Source organism: Blastomonas sp., from assembly GCF_030373265.1.
GTDB lineage: Bacteria > Pseudomonadota > Alphaproteobacteria > Sphingomonadales > Sphingomonadaceae > Blastomonas.
The window spans coordinates 20,203-38,014 of the sequence record NZ_JAUCZC010000018.1 but is presented as its reverse complement, the minus strand read 5'-3'; the positions used below and the strand labels follow the sequence as shown (position 1 = coordinate 38,014).

At 62.5% G+C, this 17,812-nt stretch carries 13 protein-coding genes and 1 pseudogene; 8 read left to right on the top strand and 6 right to left on the bottom strand.

The window, feature by feature from the left end; translation table 11 throughout:
- Positions 1-104: 104 nt before the first annotated feature.
- From QUV11_RS11730 to QUV11_RS11705, 6 genes are all read right to left on the bottom strand, one after another.
- Entirely contained in the window at positions 105-1,115 is a 1,011-nt protein-coding gene (locus tag QUV11_RS11730) for a FecR family protein (RefSeq protein WP_300882906.1), read from the bottom strand.
- A complete protein-coding gene (locus QUV11_RS11725; RefSeq protein WP_300882978.1) occupies positions 1,112-1,669 on the bottom strand; it encodes a sigma-70 family RNA polymerase sigma factor in 558 nt (185 codons plus the stop codon). Before QUV11_RS11725 ends, QUV11_RS11730 begins: the two co-directional genes overlap by 4 nt.
- Before the next feature lie 328 nt (positions 1,670-1,997).
- A complete protein-coding gene (locus tag QUV11_RS11720) occupies positions 1,998-2,591 on the bottom strand; it encodes a GntR family transcriptional regulator (RefSeq protein ID WP_300882904.1) in 594 nt (197 codons plus the stop codon).
- Positions 2,591-3,454, bottom strand: coding sequence for a phytanoyl-CoA dioxygenase family protein (locus QUV11_RS11715; RefSeq protein WP_300882902.1), 864 nt, complete (start codon positions 3,452-3,454; stop codon positions 2,591-2,593). The genes QUV11_RS11720 and QUV11_RS11715 overlap by 1 nt, the downstream gene beginning before the upstream one ends.
- Positions 3,451-4,074, bottom strand: coding sequence for an acyl-homoserine-lactone synthase (locus QUV11_RS11710; RefSeq protein ID WP_300882900.1), 624 nt, complete (start codon positions 4,072-4,074; stop codon positions 3,451-3,453). Before QUV11_RS11710 ends, QUV11_RS11715 begins: the two co-directional genes overlap by 4 nt.
- Before the next feature lie 549 nt (positions 4,075-4,623).
- Positions 4,624-5,376 (bottom strand): LuxR family transcriptional regulator, encoded by a 753-nt coding sequence (locus tag QUV11_RS11705; RefSeq protein ID WP_300882898.1) that lies wholly within the window; start codon positions 5,374-5,376, stop codon positions 4,624-4,626.
- A 508-nt stretch (positions 5,377-5,884) separates the two neighbouring features.
- Here QUV11_RS11705 and QUV11_RS11700 point away from each other — a divergent pair.
- The 8 genes and pseudogenes from QUV11_RS11700 (at position 5,885) to QUV11_RS11665 (ending at position 17,755) form a co-directional block, all read left to right on the top strand.
- Positions 5,885-6,874: a zincin-like metallopeptidase domain-containing protein gene (locus tag QUV11_RS11700; protein ID WP_300882896.1), complete on the top strand. Its 990-nt coding sequence runs from the start codon at positions 5,885-5,887 to the stop codon at positions 6,872-6,874.
- Entirely contained in the window at positions 6,871-7,281 is a 411-nt protein-coding gene (locus QUV11_RS11695) for a DUF2958 domain-containing protein (protein WP_300882895.1), read from the top strand. Before QUV11_RS11700 ends, QUV11_RS11695 begins: the two co-directional genes overlap by 4 nt.
- A 185-nt stretch (positions 7,282-7,466) precedes the next feature.
- The gene (locus QUV11_RS11690) at positions 7,467-9,623 is read left to right on the top strand and encodes a ParB/RepB/Spo0J family partition protein (RefSeq protein ID WP_300882893.1); all 2,157 of its coding nucleotides are present in this window, start codon (positions 7,467-7,469) and stop codon (positions 9,621-9,623) included.
- A gap of 91 nt (positions 9,624-9,714) precedes the next feature.
- Entirely contained in the window at positions 9,715-10,191 is a 477-nt protein-coding gene (locus tag QUV11_RS11685; RefSeq protein WP_300882891.1) for a hypothetical protein, read from the top strand.
- Positions 10,188-10,994 (top strand): hypothetical protein, encoded by an 807-nt coding sequence (locus QUV11_RS11680; RefSeq protein ID WP_300882890.1) that lies wholly within the window; start codon positions 10,188-10,190, stop codon positions 10,992-10,994. The genes QUV11_RS11685 and QUV11_RS11680 overlap by 4 nt, the downstream gene beginning before the upstream one ends.
- 91 nt (positions 10,995-11,085) lie before the next feature.
- A pseudogene (locus QUV11_RS11675) lies at positions 11,086-15,428 on the top strand (strawberry notch-like NTP hydrolase domain-containing protein).
- An 11-nt stretch (positions 15,429-15,439) separates the two neighbouring features.
- A complete protein-coding gene (locus QUV11_RS11670; protein WP_300882888.1) occupies positions 15,440-16,486 on the top strand; it encodes a toprim domain-containing protein in 1,047 nt (348 codons plus the stop codon).
- A 330-nt stretch (positions 16,487-16,816) separates the two neighbouring features.
- On the top strand, positions 16,817-17,755 hold the full coding sequence (locus QUV11_RS11665; protein WP_300882887.1) for a DUF2493 domain-containing protein: 939 nt from the start codon (positions 16,817-16,819) through the stop codon (positions 17,753-17,755).
- Positions 17,756-17,812: the final 57 nt, after the last annotated feature.

Genomic DNA, 17,812 nt, shown 5'->3' with positions numbered 1-17,812 from the left:
TCCTGATCCCCCTTCGGTTTGGGGCCGCTTGTCGAGGAGACACACGGCCTTTGAAGGGGGAATGACGCTGGTTGTTTGGGCACCTTAGTCAGGCAATGGAAAAATTATCGCCGTTGCAGATATATTCCGTTGGCCCTGCGCTCGATGGCAAGATCGAACAGCTGTGCAAGGCGCCTGACGAAGGTATCCGTCTGGCTTATCCTGAAACGGCCGGACGCTTCGAGGCGGGCGATGGCAGGGTCCTCGATTTTGATCGGAACCGCCGCATATCGATTGGCTGCGGCCACCAGCTGGTCGAGCCTGACCGTGCGATATTCTGCCCAGCCAGACGGCCATTCACTGTCGCCATAGATTGGCGACCGTGCCCGAAGCCTCAGCCCGGCATCATCGGCGCGATATGCCAGGGGCGTTGCTGCAGGAAGCTGGCGGATTACGGATTTGGAGGTGTTCCGACCAGTCGGTGCAATTACCGCCGCGCCATTGGACAGAGTGACGCCGATCATGCCGTCGTAGTCATAACCGATATCGAGTAAGGCTTGCGTGGTGGTGACCTCGCCAGCCCCTGCCAGAATGCGGAATGGCCGCGCGTCAGTGGCGATCTGCAGGCGTGCCCGGCCTCTGCCAAGCTTCACGACCCTTGCATTATCGCTCAACGCCACGTCGAGGCGGCTGTCGGTATCGAGCGTGACAACGGATCCGTCATCAAGCCGAAAGCTCCTGATTTCGCCGTGCCTTGTCATCAGAGGCTCGGCAGCCCAGGCGGCTATCGGATTTTGGCCATTGGCACCGGAAAGGGAAGCACCTCCGGCACTGATCGCCAGAAATAGCATGGCCGCTGCGGCTGCCAGCGCACCGGCGGTCAGCCATCGCTGCATGACAGGTCGTTGAGCGGCAGGCCGAGACTTGCGCGCCCGGCCATGTCGCATAGAGCCCTTCAGGATAGCGGACTGCGCCATGATAGCTTCGGCCCGCTCATAGGCTGCCTTGTGCGCAGAGTCGGCATTATGCCAAGTCTCGAACTCGTGACGCAGCTGGTGGGCGTCCGGACCCCGCATCTTGATCAGCCAGGCGCGCGCAGCGTCATCGATTGCATCATCGCGGTGATCGTGCGTCATCGTGTATAGTCCACGGCCTGCGCGATATGCGCGAGCGCCTTCATCATGTGATATTCCACCGTTGCAACGCTGATTCCCAGATGCTCGTGTATCTCCCGATAGGTCAGTTCGTCGACCCGGTGCATCAGAAAAACCTCGCGCGTTCTGGGTGACATCGAATCCACGGCTGCTTCGTACAAACTCATCAGATCAGCCGCTTCCATGCTCCATTCCTGCTGTGGGGGCGCGGCAAAATCCCGTTCTTCGCAGAACGACACCTCAGGCGCCCCATGCCGATGAACCTTGCGCGATCGGTCGATCAGCAGGTTCTGGGCGATGCGACGGAGAAAGCCGCCGGGGTTGACCAAGCTGTGCCTCTGGGCGCTGCCTGCTGCCCTTGCGAACACCTCCTGCACCAGATCGGGCGCTTCCTGCGGGCTCGCCTTGCGACGCAGAAACTGGAGCAGCGCTGCGGCATGTTCCCGAAACGCTGCGTCTAGATCACTTGTCTCGCGCGATGCTGGTTCGCTTTGAACCGGACGGTCGTCCGGATGGGCGTGGCATGCCGATGACACCGAGAACGGGTGACGTTCAGAAGAAAGGCTTTTCCATTTTGGCGAAGACACGCAGCAGTACCCGCACGGCACAGATCAACAGGCCGGGCAAAGCCAGTCTGTCCATCATCCAGTGCTGCGCCGACGTTCGGTGACTTGTAGAAGGTCACGTGGTCCGTACCGGCCGCCCGTCCCTGAATGGACAGGCGCTCATAATGCCTGGCGGAATATCCCGCACCGGGCTGCCAGATCTGCCCCGTGCATGCCAATGATGTCAGGATGACATTGCAATGACAAGGAAAAGTCCTCCGCACAGTTGTACTCACGTTTTGGCGGGCGTGCGCGGTGTTCAGGCAGTGATATGCCGGATATAGGCAGCAGCGTCTTGCGCGCGCCGTTCATGGTAACGCAGCAACAGCGCTCGGACTTCGGGGTGGGCTGGGTCGTTGGCATAGGCCGCTTCAAGATCGCTGAGTTCGTCAGTCGTGTCGCCGAGTATCTCGGCGTCGGCGAGACGGGCGATATGGAGCCGGGCACCGAGGCCAGCAATGCAGCTTGCAAGCTCCCCATTGCCCGAGCGCCGGGCGATCGAAAGGAACAGCGTACCAAATCCGTCCGATCCTTCGTCCAACCGGCCCACTGGCGTGATTGAACCGCGCACTTGCGTCGCCAGCGCTGCCAGCATCAGCACAAGATGCAGCTCCAGCATGCTGCGCAAATCGCCTTCGGTCATCCGCGGAGCATGAAATCCCACGCCATGCGTAAAGTCGACCATCCGTTCGCCCGTCAGCCGGTACAGGCTGTCGCGCACAGGTGTGATGCTGACATGCAGCAGGTCTGCAATCCTTGCAGCCTCCAGCCGCGTTCCCTGCGGCCAGTGGCCATGCATCAATCGGCGCTTGATCGCTTCATAGGTCGGTTCGATGACATGCGCCGGGCTCACTAGCTTATCCGCTCCTGCTCGGCGAACGCAGCCAGCATCGTTTCCTGATCGGGACGCAGGGCGTCGACGGCACCGAGATGCTCCGGCACGACATCGTCGAGAAGAACGGATGGGCATTGGCCCTCGTAATTGCCCAGGTTGGGACGGTGCTGGACATAGCCTGCCAGTGCCGCAAGGTCTGGAGGAAAAGTCCGGGCTACCGATGGGGGATAGGCAAGCCAGAGATTCTCATAGGGCTTCAGCCAGCCCAGGCTGTACCCGATGACGATCCCGCGCCTGACCTCGCTGGTGACATTTGCGCCTGCTCCGTGCGCGGTCGAGCCCAGGAAACAGATTGCGGCTCCGGGGTCGCACTCTGCGATAGCCGGTTCGCTCAGATCCTGCCGGGCCATGCCGTCTGCACCGTGGCTATCGGGATAGATGTGCGTGGCACCATTGGCTGCAGTGAAAGGGGTAAGTGGCCAGATTACGTTGACGAGATATTCGTGCGCTCCCTTTGCGCCGTTCCACATATCATGGTCTCGGTGAGGGAACTGACGCCGTTCTCCGGGGTGGATCTCGATGGCTTGGGCGACATTGACCTGGATGCGATCGCAGGCATCGCCAAGGATGGAATTTACTGCCGCCAATATGGTGTTTTCCAGCACCAGTGCATGCGAATGCATCGATAGCTTGAGCAGGCCGCCAAAGCGTTTGGTTCGGTAGCCATAAAAGCTGCCCTGGCCAAAGGGCGTCGCCGCAAACACCGGGTCGAGATCGCTGGCAAGTGCCTCGATGGTGGCGCGCGGCACGACATCAGGCACGATGCAAAAGCCTCTATCGAGCAGCGCACTGGCTAGCTTTTCGGACGACATCGCGTTCATGCGACCGACTCCCGGCTTTCGACAAGCTGCAGCGATAACGGGGTATAGATGCCAGTGCGCTCGAGCCTGGCCCGTGTCTGGTCATCGATCTGGATGCGCAGGGCCCCGATTTTCGACCCTGTATTGCCGTGCGGCTCCCCGAGCGGCTCGCACTGCCAGCCGAAGCGGAGGATCTGTGCGAGCCAGCCGAGCTCGGCAACACCGGTATAACAGTCGATGCGCTCATGGATCGCGTGATCAACCAGCGCGGTCACGAGCTGATTGCGGGCCGACAGACGCGACGCAGCATCCTGGTTCCGGTCGAGGCAGAAGCGCGAGATTTCGAGAATGCGAGGACCTCGCGGGACGTCGCCCTCGCACAAATGGGGATACAGATCGCCCAGGATATGCGGCCCTGCGGTGGGAAGGAGGCGGGCCGAGGCGCGATGCTGCCTGTCTGCGCCAAGCAGGATCAGGTAGCGGGCGTCGGGGGTATCGAACTGGTCGATCTCGAACTGACCCTCGAGGACCGGCAAGTCCCATTTCAGAAGGTCTACAAAGACCTGCTTGCGGGCCGCGAACATGGCGCGCATGGCCAAGTTGCTTTCCGCAATTTCCAGACGGGCTATGGCGTTGATCATGGTTGTTTTCCCAGAACTGTTGTTCTGCAAACCAGACCACGATCGGTATTTGGGCGGTATACCAAGATCAGGGGATGGGTTAAGCCGCCCCCATATCGTCACCGTTATAGATGCTCTGGGGATGAGTGATCACGCGCGCCCGAAAGGCCTTGCTCTGGTGGGTGCTATCTTGGGCGCTTCCGTCGTGCGACGCCCATCAAACCAAATTTTCGCGTACGCGCGACCGGCATTGCGCTGAAATGGGCGCCCTATCGTGTTAAAATGATCGGAGGTTCATTAACACGTTGAAAGTGTCATGTTAGCGCCGACCTACTACATCGACATCGAGCTTGTCCGGATGTTCCTGGAGGTGTCCGAAGGAGGGTAAGCAGGTCAAGGCTGCGACCGTGTCCGGTGACGACCCAGTTTCAATCTTCTGGGTCGCTCCGTAAGCAGCGATTGCCTTCGCCGGGTTCCCCGCCCCGCGACCCTTCGCCTCAAGCTTTTGCACAGAATTGAGCGCCTGATAGGATGAACAAACCTTGCAGAGCGTCTCATGTCTCAAATCCTTCAGTTTGGATTCCACCAGTCGAAGATATCCGAGAACCCGATGAGCCCGTCGAACAGCGCGCACAGGATCAGCATCTGCCGGCCATGGACATCGTACCGCTCGCGCGCATTCTTGAGGTGCTGGACTACCGTTTCCTCGCTGATCCCCAGGATCGCGGCGATTTCGCCGGCTGTCTTGCCCCGCGCCGACCACAATACGCATTCGCGCTGTCGTTCGCTCAGCACCGGCCTGGGCTCTACCTGCTTGGCACCGCTGATGCGGCGGGCGGTGGCAAGCGCCGTTGCGCCGACGATCTCGGCAGTATGGAGGAAATGCTGCGGCAGATCGCGATCCTGGCTGATGACGAACGTACAGCTGCCGCTGGCCTCGCCGACCAGATGTCTTGGCACAGTATAGCCGTCGGCCAGACCGTTTTCACGGCCAACGGATAGCATTTGCCGGTCTGCGGCCGTCAGCGGAACATAATGCTCGATCTGCTGCCAGCTGAAGCCCGTCAGCGCGCGCTCCCCGGCCCGGCGAACAGGGTCCGCCTTGCTAAGATCAAACCCCTTGTAGACCGTCGCCCAGCTTTCCGGATAATTGTGCACAAGCAAATTGCCGGGTTCCGAAAGCCCCCTGCGGTCATAGGCTAGCGCGAAATGATCGAAATTCATTCGCGCCGCCGCTTTTTCAAGCGCACCAAAAAGATGCAACTCATCCGTCGCGCTGGATATCTCGAGCGACAGGTCTTGTGTCAGATGCCATTGGTTCACGTTCTAAAGCCCGGCAGCAGGCGCGTTTCCGACCCGTCGACCCTGCTGGCCACTCCTTCAGATCGCCGATTTCCGGTTCCTTTCCGGAATCGCCGAACGGCTGGATGCACTTATGTCCTTTGCAGGCCATCGGTATGCGGGCTCTGGCTGCGGCTCGATTTCGAACGATGGCGACCACGTGTGTAACCTAGCACCCTGATTCTGCATGATAAAGTCCTCGTGCCGAAGAATCGGCTCCGGATCCGGTTCTATTCTGCTGCGCCAGTCCGGATAGCGGCAACGAACGGGATCGACGTGTCTGACCCACTTCGGTCGCCGCAAGGCGCTGACCTTGCAGGCTGCTGGTTTGCGCTGCGAATTGCCGCGAGCCGCTCGCTGATCCTGCCAGGTGCCGCTGGTGCCAGGCAGGACAGCTGCCTTTCGGCAGGGAGGAAGAGAAGGGCCGGGGTCCCGTGACGGAGTGAAGGCAGGCGAGAGGTTCGCTGGCCATCCGTCGCGGAGACCTGCCATGCGTAAAACCTATCGATCCACCTCCGGTGCGACACCGCGCCCGGATGTCTACCGCAAGGTGACCGACCAGATCCTGGCTGAGCTTGAGGCGGGCCGGGTGCCCTGGGTCCAGCCATGGGATAACAGCCATGCCGGGATCGGCCTGCCTTTCAATGCCGCAAGCCAGCGGCGCTACAGCGGCGTCAACATTCTTACATTATGGCACGCAGTTACCTCACGCGGCTTCACCGGCCATGGATTCCTGACCTTTCGGCAAGCAACAGCCCTTGGCGGGACGGTGCGGCGCGGCGAGCGCGGCACTCCGATCGTCTATACCCGCCGCATTGCTCCGGACGATCGGCGAGAGCGATCCGATGATCGCGAGGCATCGTCAGATAAGGGCTTTTCCTTTCTGAAGTTCTTCACCGTGTTTTCCGTCGATCAGTGCGAGGGCCTGCCCGACGCCATCCAGGCGAGTCCAGAGCCCGTTCCCGATGGGTTCATCCTGCCAACTGCGCAGGCGCTGATCGATGCGACCGGTGCAGATTTCCGGATCAGCGGTCCTGAGGCCTATTACAGTCCGACCCATGACTTTGTTGCAGTGCCACGGCCGGAGGCCTTTCACGAACCCATTAACTGGTATCGCACAGCCTTTCATGAACTGGCTCATTGGGCCGGCCACAGCTCGCGGCTGAACCGCGACCAGAGCGGTGCTTTCGGTTCAGTGACTTACGGGCGCGAAGAGCTCGTCGCAGAAATGGCGGGAGCTTTCGTCTGCGCCGCGCTTGGCATTGCCCCCACGGTGCGGCACGCCGATTACATCGGATCATGGCTTGCGATCCTTCGCGAGGACCATCGCGCCATCCTGCGCGCAGCCAGCGCCGCATCCAAAGCGGCGGATTATCTGCTCGCCTTTCAGCGTGACCTGCCGCTCACCTCAGCCACGGCTGATGCGCCTGTCTGTCCGCTGGACAGCTCGTCTGTTGCGATAAGGAGGGCAGCGGCATGAAACTGCTGACAAAGAAGCTCGCAGCACGGCTGCAGCGCAACGCCCGGCAAAGGGCTGCTGCCTTGGCACAATGCATACCCGAACCCGATCCGCTACCTGTGGTGCGGTTCTTCAATCCTTTAGGATCAGTCAGCTGGCTCGCCACCGAACTGGATGAGGATGGCATATTGTTCGGGCTTGCCGACCTCGGGTTCGGCTGCCCCGAACTCGGCAGGTTCGCCTTGTTCGAGCTGGAGGCGATCCGGCTGCCACTGGAACTGGGTATCGAGCGCGATATTGTCTTCGAACCCGTCCTTCCCCTCTCGGTTTACACGTATGCCGCTCGCCAATGCGGAGCCATCGTGACAGCGCGAGGCAAGCTGGCCATGGCTGCCAGTGCGCTGCGCGCTCGGCAGCAAGACCGCTGACGGGATGGGAATGCGTTGCGGTTGCCCTGGCAAGCGCGCCTGTACCAGCAGGCGCCGCCAGCGTTGCACAAGCCGGTGGTCGCTGGCGCAGGCTTCAGCCAAGAGAGGAAGAGGGTGGACAGGGTCATGTGACGGGTTTGAAAGCCGGGAGGGAGTCTCTCGGCGGCCCGTCATGGAGAATGGCCATGGCCAGATCAAAAGCCACAATCACCCTCAGCCCTTCGCGCGATATCCCATTCGACCGGCTTGTGTTGTCCCAGTCCAATGTCCGCCAGATAAAATGCGGACTGTCGATTGCCGAACTTGCCGAAGACATCGCGCGGCGCGGCCTGTTGCAGAGCCTCAATGTGCGGCCAGTGCCTGACGCGGACGGCGCCGAGACCGGCATGTTCGAAATCCCGGCGGGCGGGCGGCGCTATCGCGCGCTCGAGCTGCTGGTGAAGCATAAGCGGCTCGCCAAGACCGCTCCTGTTCCCTGCATTGTCCAGCAGGCGTCCGCCGATATCCTCGCTGAAGAAGACAGCCTTGCAGAAAACGCCATGCGCGAGCCGCTGCACCCGCTCGACCAATTTCGTGCAATGCTCAGCCTTGTCGACAGCGGGCAGCAGGTCGAGGCGATCGCAGCCCATTTCATGACCACGCCTGCAGTCGTTCGGCAGCGTCTGAAGCTCGCTGCGGTTTCGCCTAAACTGCACGAGATCTATGCCGAGGACGGCATGACCCTCGACCAACTGATGGCGTTCACCGTCAGCGACGATCACGAGCGGCAGGAGCAGGTCTGGGAACTGCTCGCGCACGGCTACAACCGCTCGGCTGGCTATATCCGTCACAAGCTGACCGAAAACACGGTGCGCGTCGCCGACAAGCGCGTGCGCTATGTCACGGAAGCGGCCTATGTTGCTGCGGGCGGCAGCGTCGTGCGTGACCTGTTCGAGCCCGATGATGGCGGCTGGCTGACCGATGTCGCGCTGCTTGATCGGCTGGTCGATGAAAAGTTGGCCAAGGATGCGGAACGCATTTCAGCGGAGGGCTGGAAATGGGTTGCCACCGCCATCGACCTGCCTTGGAATGCCACATCCGGGATGCGAAGGATTTCCGGAATGGAAACCCCGATAACGCCTGAGGAAGCTGCACGGCTTGCAGCGCTTGAAGCGCAGGCGGACGAGTTGTCGGCGGTATGGTCGGATGCTGCCGAGATTCCGCAGGAGGTCGATGCCAGCATTGATGCCGTTGAAGCCGAGATCGGCGCGCTGGTCGATCGGCCGACGATCTTCGATCCTGACGATATGGCATGGGCTGGCGCATTTGTGTCCATCGATGCCGATGGGTCCCTGCGGGTCGAACGCGGGCTGGTGCGGCCCGAAGATGAAGCTGCGGACCCATCTGCCGATGATGCGGAAGTGCTGGGGTCTTCCGGGTCTGGCAGCGCTGCGGTACGGAGTACAGACCTCGGGCGTGGTGGGACCGAACGGACTTCGCTTCCCGGAGGTGATGACCCCAACGGCGATGTCGAAGAAGAAGGCGGCCTCAAGCCGCTTCCCGACAGGCTGGTCTCCGACCTGACGGCCTGGCGCACGCTGGCCTTGCAGGATGCCTTTGCGCAAGACCCCGCGACCGCCTTTGCAGCAGTCCTGCACGCGATGGTGCTGTCGGCTTTCTACAGCTTCAGCCATGAAAGTTGCCTGCAGCTGACGCTTCACCCAGTGCACTTCAGCAATCCGCCCGACGGCTTGCGCGACAGTGCGCCCGCGCGTGCGATCGCGGAGCGCCATGCAGACTGGACCGGGCGTCTGCCCCAGGACGACACCGAACTGTGGGAAGCGCTGCTGGCACTCGAAGCAGATGATCAGGCCAGCCTGTTTGCGCATTGCGCATCGCTCGGACTCAACGCCCAGGCAGAGATCGTGCCCAAATATGACAATGGCCGGATATCCCGGCGCAGCATCGAGCGCCGCATCGCGCACGCGCATGTCATCGCCCGGGCGGTGGAGCTCGATGTTATCGCAGCAGGCTGGCGCCCGACGGTCGAAGGCTATTTTCGCGGTGTGACAAAGCCGCGCATCCTGGCCGATGTGACCGAAGCGCGCGGCGAGCAGTTTGCTGGCATGATCGACCATCTGAAAAAGGCCGATATGGCACACGAAGCCGAGCGGCTGCTTGAGGAGACGAACTGGCTGCCCGAGCCGATGCGTACTCCGGGCGAGGCGGAACCGCCGTCGCATGGCGCTGCGAACGACGATGGCACCGGCGCTCTGCCCGCAGGGCTCGCCAATGATTTTGATGGCGAGGTGGAAGACACCTGCGAGGGTCACGGGGGTGCCGATGCCATTGCTGCCGAATGATACCGGGCCGCGCTGAGCGGCTGATCAATCCCTTCACCTCCCGAAAGCCCGGCCACCGCGCCGGGCTTTCCCTTTTTCAGGAGAATTCCAAATGTCAGCCTTAGACATCTACCGCCATGCCCCGCTGGGCGCCAAAATCCGCGTCTGTAACGGCGAACCGCGGCCGCCCGATCGCTTCACGCGCAAGGTTCGAGCGTGGGAAGAAGACAACGGGACCGGGACGCTCGTTCAATGGAGCCCCGGAAGCAAAAACGGGACCTGGTCCTCACCTCCGACGTTTGGCCTTCACATCGCGACGTATGCAAGTTCAGGAGTGCCAGTCATCGTCCTGCGCCGTATTTATTCCACGACAAGCCAGCTTCAGTTCGAGATCATCGAACGACCGCGCTTCGGCATGGCACGTATCCTCACGGCTATTGGCGAGGGCGATGAACTTCAGCATCTTGCGGAAGATGAGGCGGCGGCACAATCGTGGTTGACCCGGCATCGTTACCATGGCGCGCGCATCGACATGATCGTCGATCCTGACGTTGCCAATCGTCCCCTCTTGCGGGGGATGGCGGCATGACCAGCATCAAAGCCGAATACCGCACAACAACCGATGGCCTGATGGCAGCGCGAATCGACTATCTCGCGCTGATCGCAATCCCGGCCCGAGATGGTCAGGGAAATCGTGTGGCGACCGCATTGCCCGGCTCGAAACCAATTTGCGATTGGTCGGCGTCTGATGGCTTGAGTTCCGATGGGCAGGTTGCAGACGAAGCCGGCTTTCGTGCCCATGTCGGAGAATGCCTGCTGCATTTGCGTCAACGCAGTGCTTTGGGCCGGACGACGATCCATCAGCCCGTATCCACGCCCTGGGGACCATCGCAGTGTGCAACGCGCTATGCCGAAAGCATTGTCTGCCACGAGACCGCCAGCCACGGCGGGTTCCATCTCGACGCCAAACGCAATGGCGCCATGCACCCGGTGCTGCGGCTGCCCAACGGGTGGTACGAGGAAGACGGTGACTGGGCCCGGGTCGCAACAGCCTATCCCGACATTTTTACCGACAAGGAGAAGCGCTCTGCGGAGAAGATCCTGCGCGACTGGATGCCGGATGCATGGGAGGCTGTGCATGGTCGGCAACTTGGTCGGTCGGAATCCTTCACGCGCGACCGCGAGGGTTTTGCACGGGATCATGCAGCTGACTGGATCGTGATTTCTGCGGCACGGTCTCCGGCATATCCGGGCGATGTCGTCGGCACGGCCACGATCGGGGGACATCAGGAAAATGCTCATACCCGCAGCTTCCTGATCCCAGGCAGCGAATATGCCACTGGCAGGCACGGGTTCGTGATCCATACCGCCAGGCACAAGCCGCTGGATTGAGAGGGAGAGACGGGACCGGAACGGGCGGGCCGCGGGGCCGGGAGAGAGCGCCGCGCGGCTCGCTCTTTCCCGCTCTCCTGAGGATCCAGCCATGACATTCATTCCTTCCCACGCGGCGCAGGGCGCCGCGCTGCGACACCCCGAAACCGCTGCGTGCCTTTATGCTGCCGCTCAAAACATCCTGCCGCTGCTCGAGGCAGGTCAGCTTTTCGACACGGGCCAGTTGCGCACCGCCATGGCGGCGGCTTTTGGGGCGAGCGATGCCGAGGGTGCCTGGGACTGGAAAGCGGCCTATGACGCCTGCGAGGGATCGCAGGTCCTGTTGCTCCGCGCGTACGGCCGCGCGCTTATGACGCGAGCGGGTTCCTCGCAGCAGTGCCTCGCGATGTGGGAGCGCATTGCGCGGCGCATCCCGACGCACACACGCCGTTCGCAGTCCGGCCAGTCTCTCCAGCAATTCTCGACCCCATTGCCGCTGGCCTATGTTGCTGCGCAGGCAGCGTGCATGCGCGCGGACGATAGGGTCCTGGAGCCATCGGCCGGTACAGGCATGCTCGCGATCCACGCCGAGCTTGCAGGTGCAACGGTCGTGCTCAACGAGCTCGATTGCGGCAGGGCCGAGTTTCTTGCCCATCTGTTTCCGGGCCTGTCCGTGACCCGGCATGATGCCGCCTCGATCGACGACCGGCTGGACGGTGCGATCCGGCCCGATGTCGTGCTCATGAACCCGCCGTTTTCGGCGGTGGCCGGCGTCGAGCGTCCCATGCGCGATGCAGCATTGCGGCATCTCGCCTCAGCGCTGGCACGTCTTCGCGATGGCGGACGACTTGTCGCGATCGTCGGGGCGAACTGTTCGCCCGAAGCGGCCGCTTGGCGCGATGCATTCGGTGCACTTCAGCAGACAGCCGCGCTTCGCTTCTCGGCGGCGATCTCAGGGCGGGTCTATGCCAAACATGGAACAACCATGCCCACGCGGCTCCTGGTGTTCGACAAGGTGCCGCATGCAGGCGGAACTGCGCTGCTGGAACGTCGCGGTGAGGCATCCGACCTTGCTACTTTGCTGCAATGGGTCGAGACCGACCTGCCGGAGCGGCCAGACCCGTCCCCGCCGCGGTCAGCAGTTGCATCGCCAATTCCGATCGCTATCTCCAGCCATTCGCGCGGCCCGGCAAGGTTGCCGGTTGGGTCGTCCGAAGCTGGCGGCCCGGTCGGCGACGACCAAGGCGAACTGGTCTATTCGACGCGCGAATGGCAGTCGCCCGAAGGCAGGCTCGGCGATACGATCTACGAGCCCTATTCATTGCAATCGCTTTGCATCGACGGCGCGCGCCCGCATCCGACCGCTCTGGTCCAGTCCGCAGCGATGGCCTCGGTTGCGCCTCCCAGGCCCTTCTATCGCCCTAATCTGTCGATGCGCCTGGTGGAGGATGGAACATTGTCCGACGCCCAGCTCGAATCCGTGATTTATGCAGGCGAGGCCCATTCCGAACATCTCTCGGGCGCGTGGGCTGTCGACGACCATGGGATACGGTTTCGGCGGCGAGCGACGACATCGAAGGCGTCATCCGGTTCCGGCGGGGCTGGTTCCTGGGCGACGGCACCGGTGCGGGCAAGGGGCGGCAGGTCGCGGGGATCATTCTTGATAACTGGCTTAAGGGGCGCCGTCGTGCGGTTTGGCTGTCAGTCTCCGATCGCCTGCTCGAAGATGCGCAGCGAGATTGGGCGGCGCTTGGTCAGGAGCGGCTTCAGGTGACGCCGCTTTCGCGCTTCAGGCAGGGCACGCCAATAAGGCTGGCCGAAGGCATTCTATTCGCCACCTATGCCACGCTGCGCAGCCAGGCGCGCGGCGGAAAGGCCAGCCGGGTCGAGCAGATCGTCGAATGGCTCGGCCGGGATTTTAACGGCGTGATCATCTTCGACGAAGCCCATGCCATGGCCAATGCCGCCGGAGGCAAGGGAGCGCGCGGCGAGCAGAAGCCATCGCAACAGGGCCAAGCCGGTCTTCGCCTCCAGCACGCGCTACCCGATGCGCGCATCGTCTATGTGTCGGCGACCGGCGCGACGACCGTCCAGAACCTGGCTTATGCGCAGCGTCTGGGCCTGTGGGGCGGCACCGATTTTCCGTTCGCGTCGCGCAGCGAGTTCGTCGCTGCGATCGAGGAGGGCGGTGTCGCGGCGATGGAGGTTCTGGCACGCGACCTCAAGGCACTGGGCCTCTACGCTGCCCGTTCGCTCTCGTTCGACGGGGTCGAATATGAGCTGCTCGAGCATCAACTGACCGACGAGCAGCGGCGCATCTATGACAGCTATGCCGGTGCATTCCAGATCATCCACAACAATCTGGATGCGGCGATGGAGGCCGCAGGGGTAACGAGCAGTCTGCACGGCACGCTCAACCCGCAGGCAAAGTCGGCGGCGCGTTCGGCGTTCGAGAGCACCAAGCAGCGCTTCTTCAACCATCTGATCACCGCCATGCAGACGCCTGCCATGATCGCGAGCATCGCGCGCGACCTCGAGGCAGGCAATGCCGCCGTGGTGCAGATCGTCTCGACAGGCGAGGCGTTGCAGGAGCGCCGCCTTGCCGACATCCCCACGCAGGAATGGGGCGATGTGTCGGTCGACATCACGCCGCGCGAATATGTGCTCGACTATCTCGCGCACAGCTTTCCGGTCCAGCTCCACGAACCGTTCACCGACAGTGAGGACAATCTCGCATCGCGCGCAGTGTTCGACGCTGACGGCAATCCGGTTTTCAACCGCGAGTCCTGCCGCCGCCGCGATGCGATGATCGAAAAGCTTGCTTCGCTGGAACCCGTGCCTGGCGCGCTCGACCAGATCGTCCAGCATTTTGGTGCCGATGCGGTTGCCGAGGTCACCGGGCGCTCGCGGCGGATCGTGCCGGTCAGGAGCGAGGACGGATCATTGCGCTTTGCGGTCCAGAACCGGCCCGCCAGTGCCAACCTTGCCGAAACACGGGCATTCATGGACGATGAGAAACGCATTCTGGTCTTTTCGGAAGCCGGCGGGACAGGCCGGTCCTATCACGCTGATCTGGGCGTCAGGAATCAGCGCCGACGCATCCATTATCTGCTGGAACCGGGCTGGAAAGCAGACAGCGCGATCCAGGGGTTCGGTCGCACCAACCGCACCAATCAAAAGCAGCCGCCGCTGTTCCGTCCGGTGACGACAGACGTGATGGCGCAGAAGCGCTTCATCTCGACCATTGCCCGCAGGCTCGACACCCTGGGCGCGATCACCCGCGGCCAACGCCAGACGGGCGGCCAGAACATGTTCCGGCCAGAAGATAATCTGGAATCGGCTTATGCGCGTGATGCGCTTCGTCAGCTCTACCGGCTGCTTGTCGATGGCAAAACCGAGGGCTGCTCGCTGCTCGCATTCGAGGCGGCGACCGGCCTGACGATCATGGACGAAGGCGGACTCAAGGACGAACTGCCGCCGATCACCACCTTTCTCAACCGGATGCTCGCGCTGACGATCGATTTGCAGAACATCCTGTTCGAGACGTTCGAAGGCCTGCTTGCCAGCCGCATCGAGGGCGCAGTAGCATCGGGCACGTTCGAGATGGGTCTGGAAACCCTGAGGGCCGAGAGCTTTACGGTGGCGGGGCGTCAGACGATCTATGTGCATCCGGGAACAGCCGCGCAGACCCAGCTCCTGACCATCGAGCGGAAAGACCGGATTGCGCCGCTTCTGCTCGCCGACGCGCTGGACCTGGTTCAGGCGCGCGGCGGCGACCTGTTTGTCAACGCGCGCTCCGGGCGCGCGGCGGTGAAGCTCCGCATGCGCAGCCTCATCGATGACGATGGCAGCGTCCATCGGCGCTTTGCCCTCCAGCGGCCGCTCGAGAAGATGCGGGTGCTCGCCGAGGATTTTGAGCATTCGCACTGGCAGCCAGCCACCGTGCAGGCGTTTGAGGCGGCCTGGAATGCGGAGCTGGGCGAACTTCCCGAATTCGAAACATCCACCCTTCACATTGTTGCCGGGCTGTTGCTGCCGATTTGGAAGCGGCTGCCCAAGGAATCGACGCGCGTTTACCGGCTGCAAAGCGATGCAGGCGAACGGATCATCGGGCGCAAGGTGTCGCCTGCCTGGGCTGCGAGTGTGACAGGCAAGGGCCCTGTGCGGCTGGATGTTTCCGAGGCATGGCGGATGCTGGGTGCAGGCACCATCGCGCTGGAGATCGCCGAGGGCCAGACATTGCGCCGGGTGCGCGCGATGAACGACTGGCGGATCGAGCTGTCCGGTTTCAACGATCTGGGCGTCGAGCGGCTGAAAGCGATGGGCTTGATCTCGGAGATCGTCTCGTGGAAACTGAAGTTCTACGTGCCGGCAGGGGCTGCTGGCGCCGATGTGTTCGCTGCGCTCGTCGATCGGTTTCCGATTGTGCGGGTGCAGGATCGCAAGGCCGCCTGAAGGAGCCCCGCATGATCGATTCCCCCTCCGATATCGCACGCCGCCTCGGTGAAAATGCCGAGGCGGTGTGCCGCCACTATCTCTCCAGCGGTCGCCGTGAGGGGCATTACTGGATGGTCGGTGACGTCCGCAACTCACCCGGTCGCAGTCTCTATGTCCGGCTTACAGGTCCGCGTGAAGGTCGCGGGTCGGTCGGCAAATGGTCCGATGCCGCGAGCGGCGAGCATGGCGACCTGCTCGATATCATCGCTGCTTCATGCGGACATTCGGCATTCAGCGATACGCTTATGGAAGCGCGGCGATTTCTGAGCCTGCCGCTGGAACTTGGACATCCATCGGGCAGGACCAGGCGCACCAGAACGAATGCCGGTACGCCTGAGGCGGCGCGGCGGCTTTGGGCCAGATCTCTGCCCGTCGGTGGAAGCCCGGCTGCGGCTTATCTGGCAGGGCGCGGCATCGCCGACATCTCCGATTGCAGATGGCTGCGTTTTCATCCCCGTTGCTTCTACCGGCCCGGTGCGGACGACGCTTCAGACGTCTGCACGGCCTGGCCCGCGCTGATTGCTGCCGTCACCTATGATGACGGCGCGGTTACCGGTGTCCATCGCACCTGGTTGCATCCAGACATGACAGGCAAAGCATCGGTCGCCACGCCGCGGCGTGCCATGGGCCATCTGCTGGGGCATGGCGTCCGTTTCGGCAATGCAGGTCCGGTCATGGCAGCGGGCGAGGGGATCGAGACCATGCTCTCGCTCCGGCAGGCGATGCCCAACATGCCTATGATCGCGGCGCTTTCCGCCGCGCACCTTGCTGCCCTCGAATTTCCCGCCGGGCTCAAACGGCTGTATGTTGCCTGCGACAACGATCCCGCAGGCGAGGGGGCCTTTGTGAAGCTGGCCGATCGCGCAGCAGAAAGAGACATCGAGGCGATTGCGTTGTTACCCGAGCGCGATGATTTCAACAGCGATCTCATGGCAGCTGGTGTGGACGCATTGGCGGCAAGACTGGGATCGATGCTCAAGGGCTGCGATGTGGCGGAGTATCTGCAACCCCGTTGAATGGCGGCTGCGAAACCGGGCGGGGTGCCTGCGCCAGTGTCGAGAATCGGTCTGATGACACAGACCCGCATGCAGGGACGCTGCGCCTTTGGCCTTCGCTCGTGGCGACTGCGCCACAGGGAGCAGACACGCAATGGCATGGCCAGGCTATTTTCCGCCGGGGCATGCGCCCCTTTGCATCGCGAGGCAAAATAGCCTGTCCCTTGCCATCCTCCGCTGCGCTCCGGCCCGCGCGCGGTGCGCGCCGGTGCATGTCTGCACCCCGATGTCGCTGTTTGTCGCTGCGAAGGCCGCGAGAGGCGCGGCTTGGAACATACAGGACCATTCGACATGACACACGATCCTGACCTTGGCGCGCAAGATGAGCCACAGACCGGGGCAAGTGCCCAGCTTCTCCAGGAAATGCAGCTTTACGGCTATCGCCCGTTCGAGGATGAACCTGATCCCAGGCCCTTGCCCGACGAACGTCTCGCCAGCGGAGCCGTCGCCGACATGTTCGATGGCCTCATCGCCAGCCTGATCGACACGCGGATCGAGCCTGATCTTGAAAATCTGCTGTGGAACCTCGTCAACATCTTCCATCGCGCCGCCGAGCGGGTCGAGATCGAACTTGATCGCAACGAACAGGATCAGCGCAGCCTTCAGCGCGAGCAGGACGGCAGCGAGGTTCGTTCGGTCGAACTGGAGCGCACGATCGCCGAAGGCATCTCGATGATCGAGCGCCGCGACACCATGGAATTCTTCCGCGACACCGCTGCCGAACAGTTCCGCACCCATATGCGCAAGGCCTGGACCCCGCGCACTGGCTCACGCATCAACCACCGCACTCTCACCGCATCGATGATCGACAGCCGCGACTTCATGGACAAACGCCTGCGCGACAAGGCGAATGCTCTTCTTCCCCAGGGCACCCGGGTCGCGTTCAGCGGCGGGCCTTCGTGCAACGATCACCAGCATATCTGGGCAGCATTGGATCGCATCCATGCACGCCATCCCGACATGGTTCTGCTTCACGGCGCAACCCCGACCGGCGCCGAGCGCGCCGCTGCCTGCTGGGCCGAGACCCGCGGAGTGCCGCAGGTCGCATTCCGGCCCGACTGGAACCGCCACAAGAAGGCAGCACCGTTCAAGCGCAACGACCGCATGATCGAGGCAATGCCCGTCGGACTGGTCGTGTTCTCTGGGACCGGCATCCAGGACAATCTCGTTGACAAGGCCCGCGCGTTCAACATTCCCGTCTGGGATTTCCGGGTGCCGCCGCCGCCGTGATGGTCGGCTTTCCTCCTGACTTTGCTTGCCATTATGCCATCAGACTTACACAGTGAG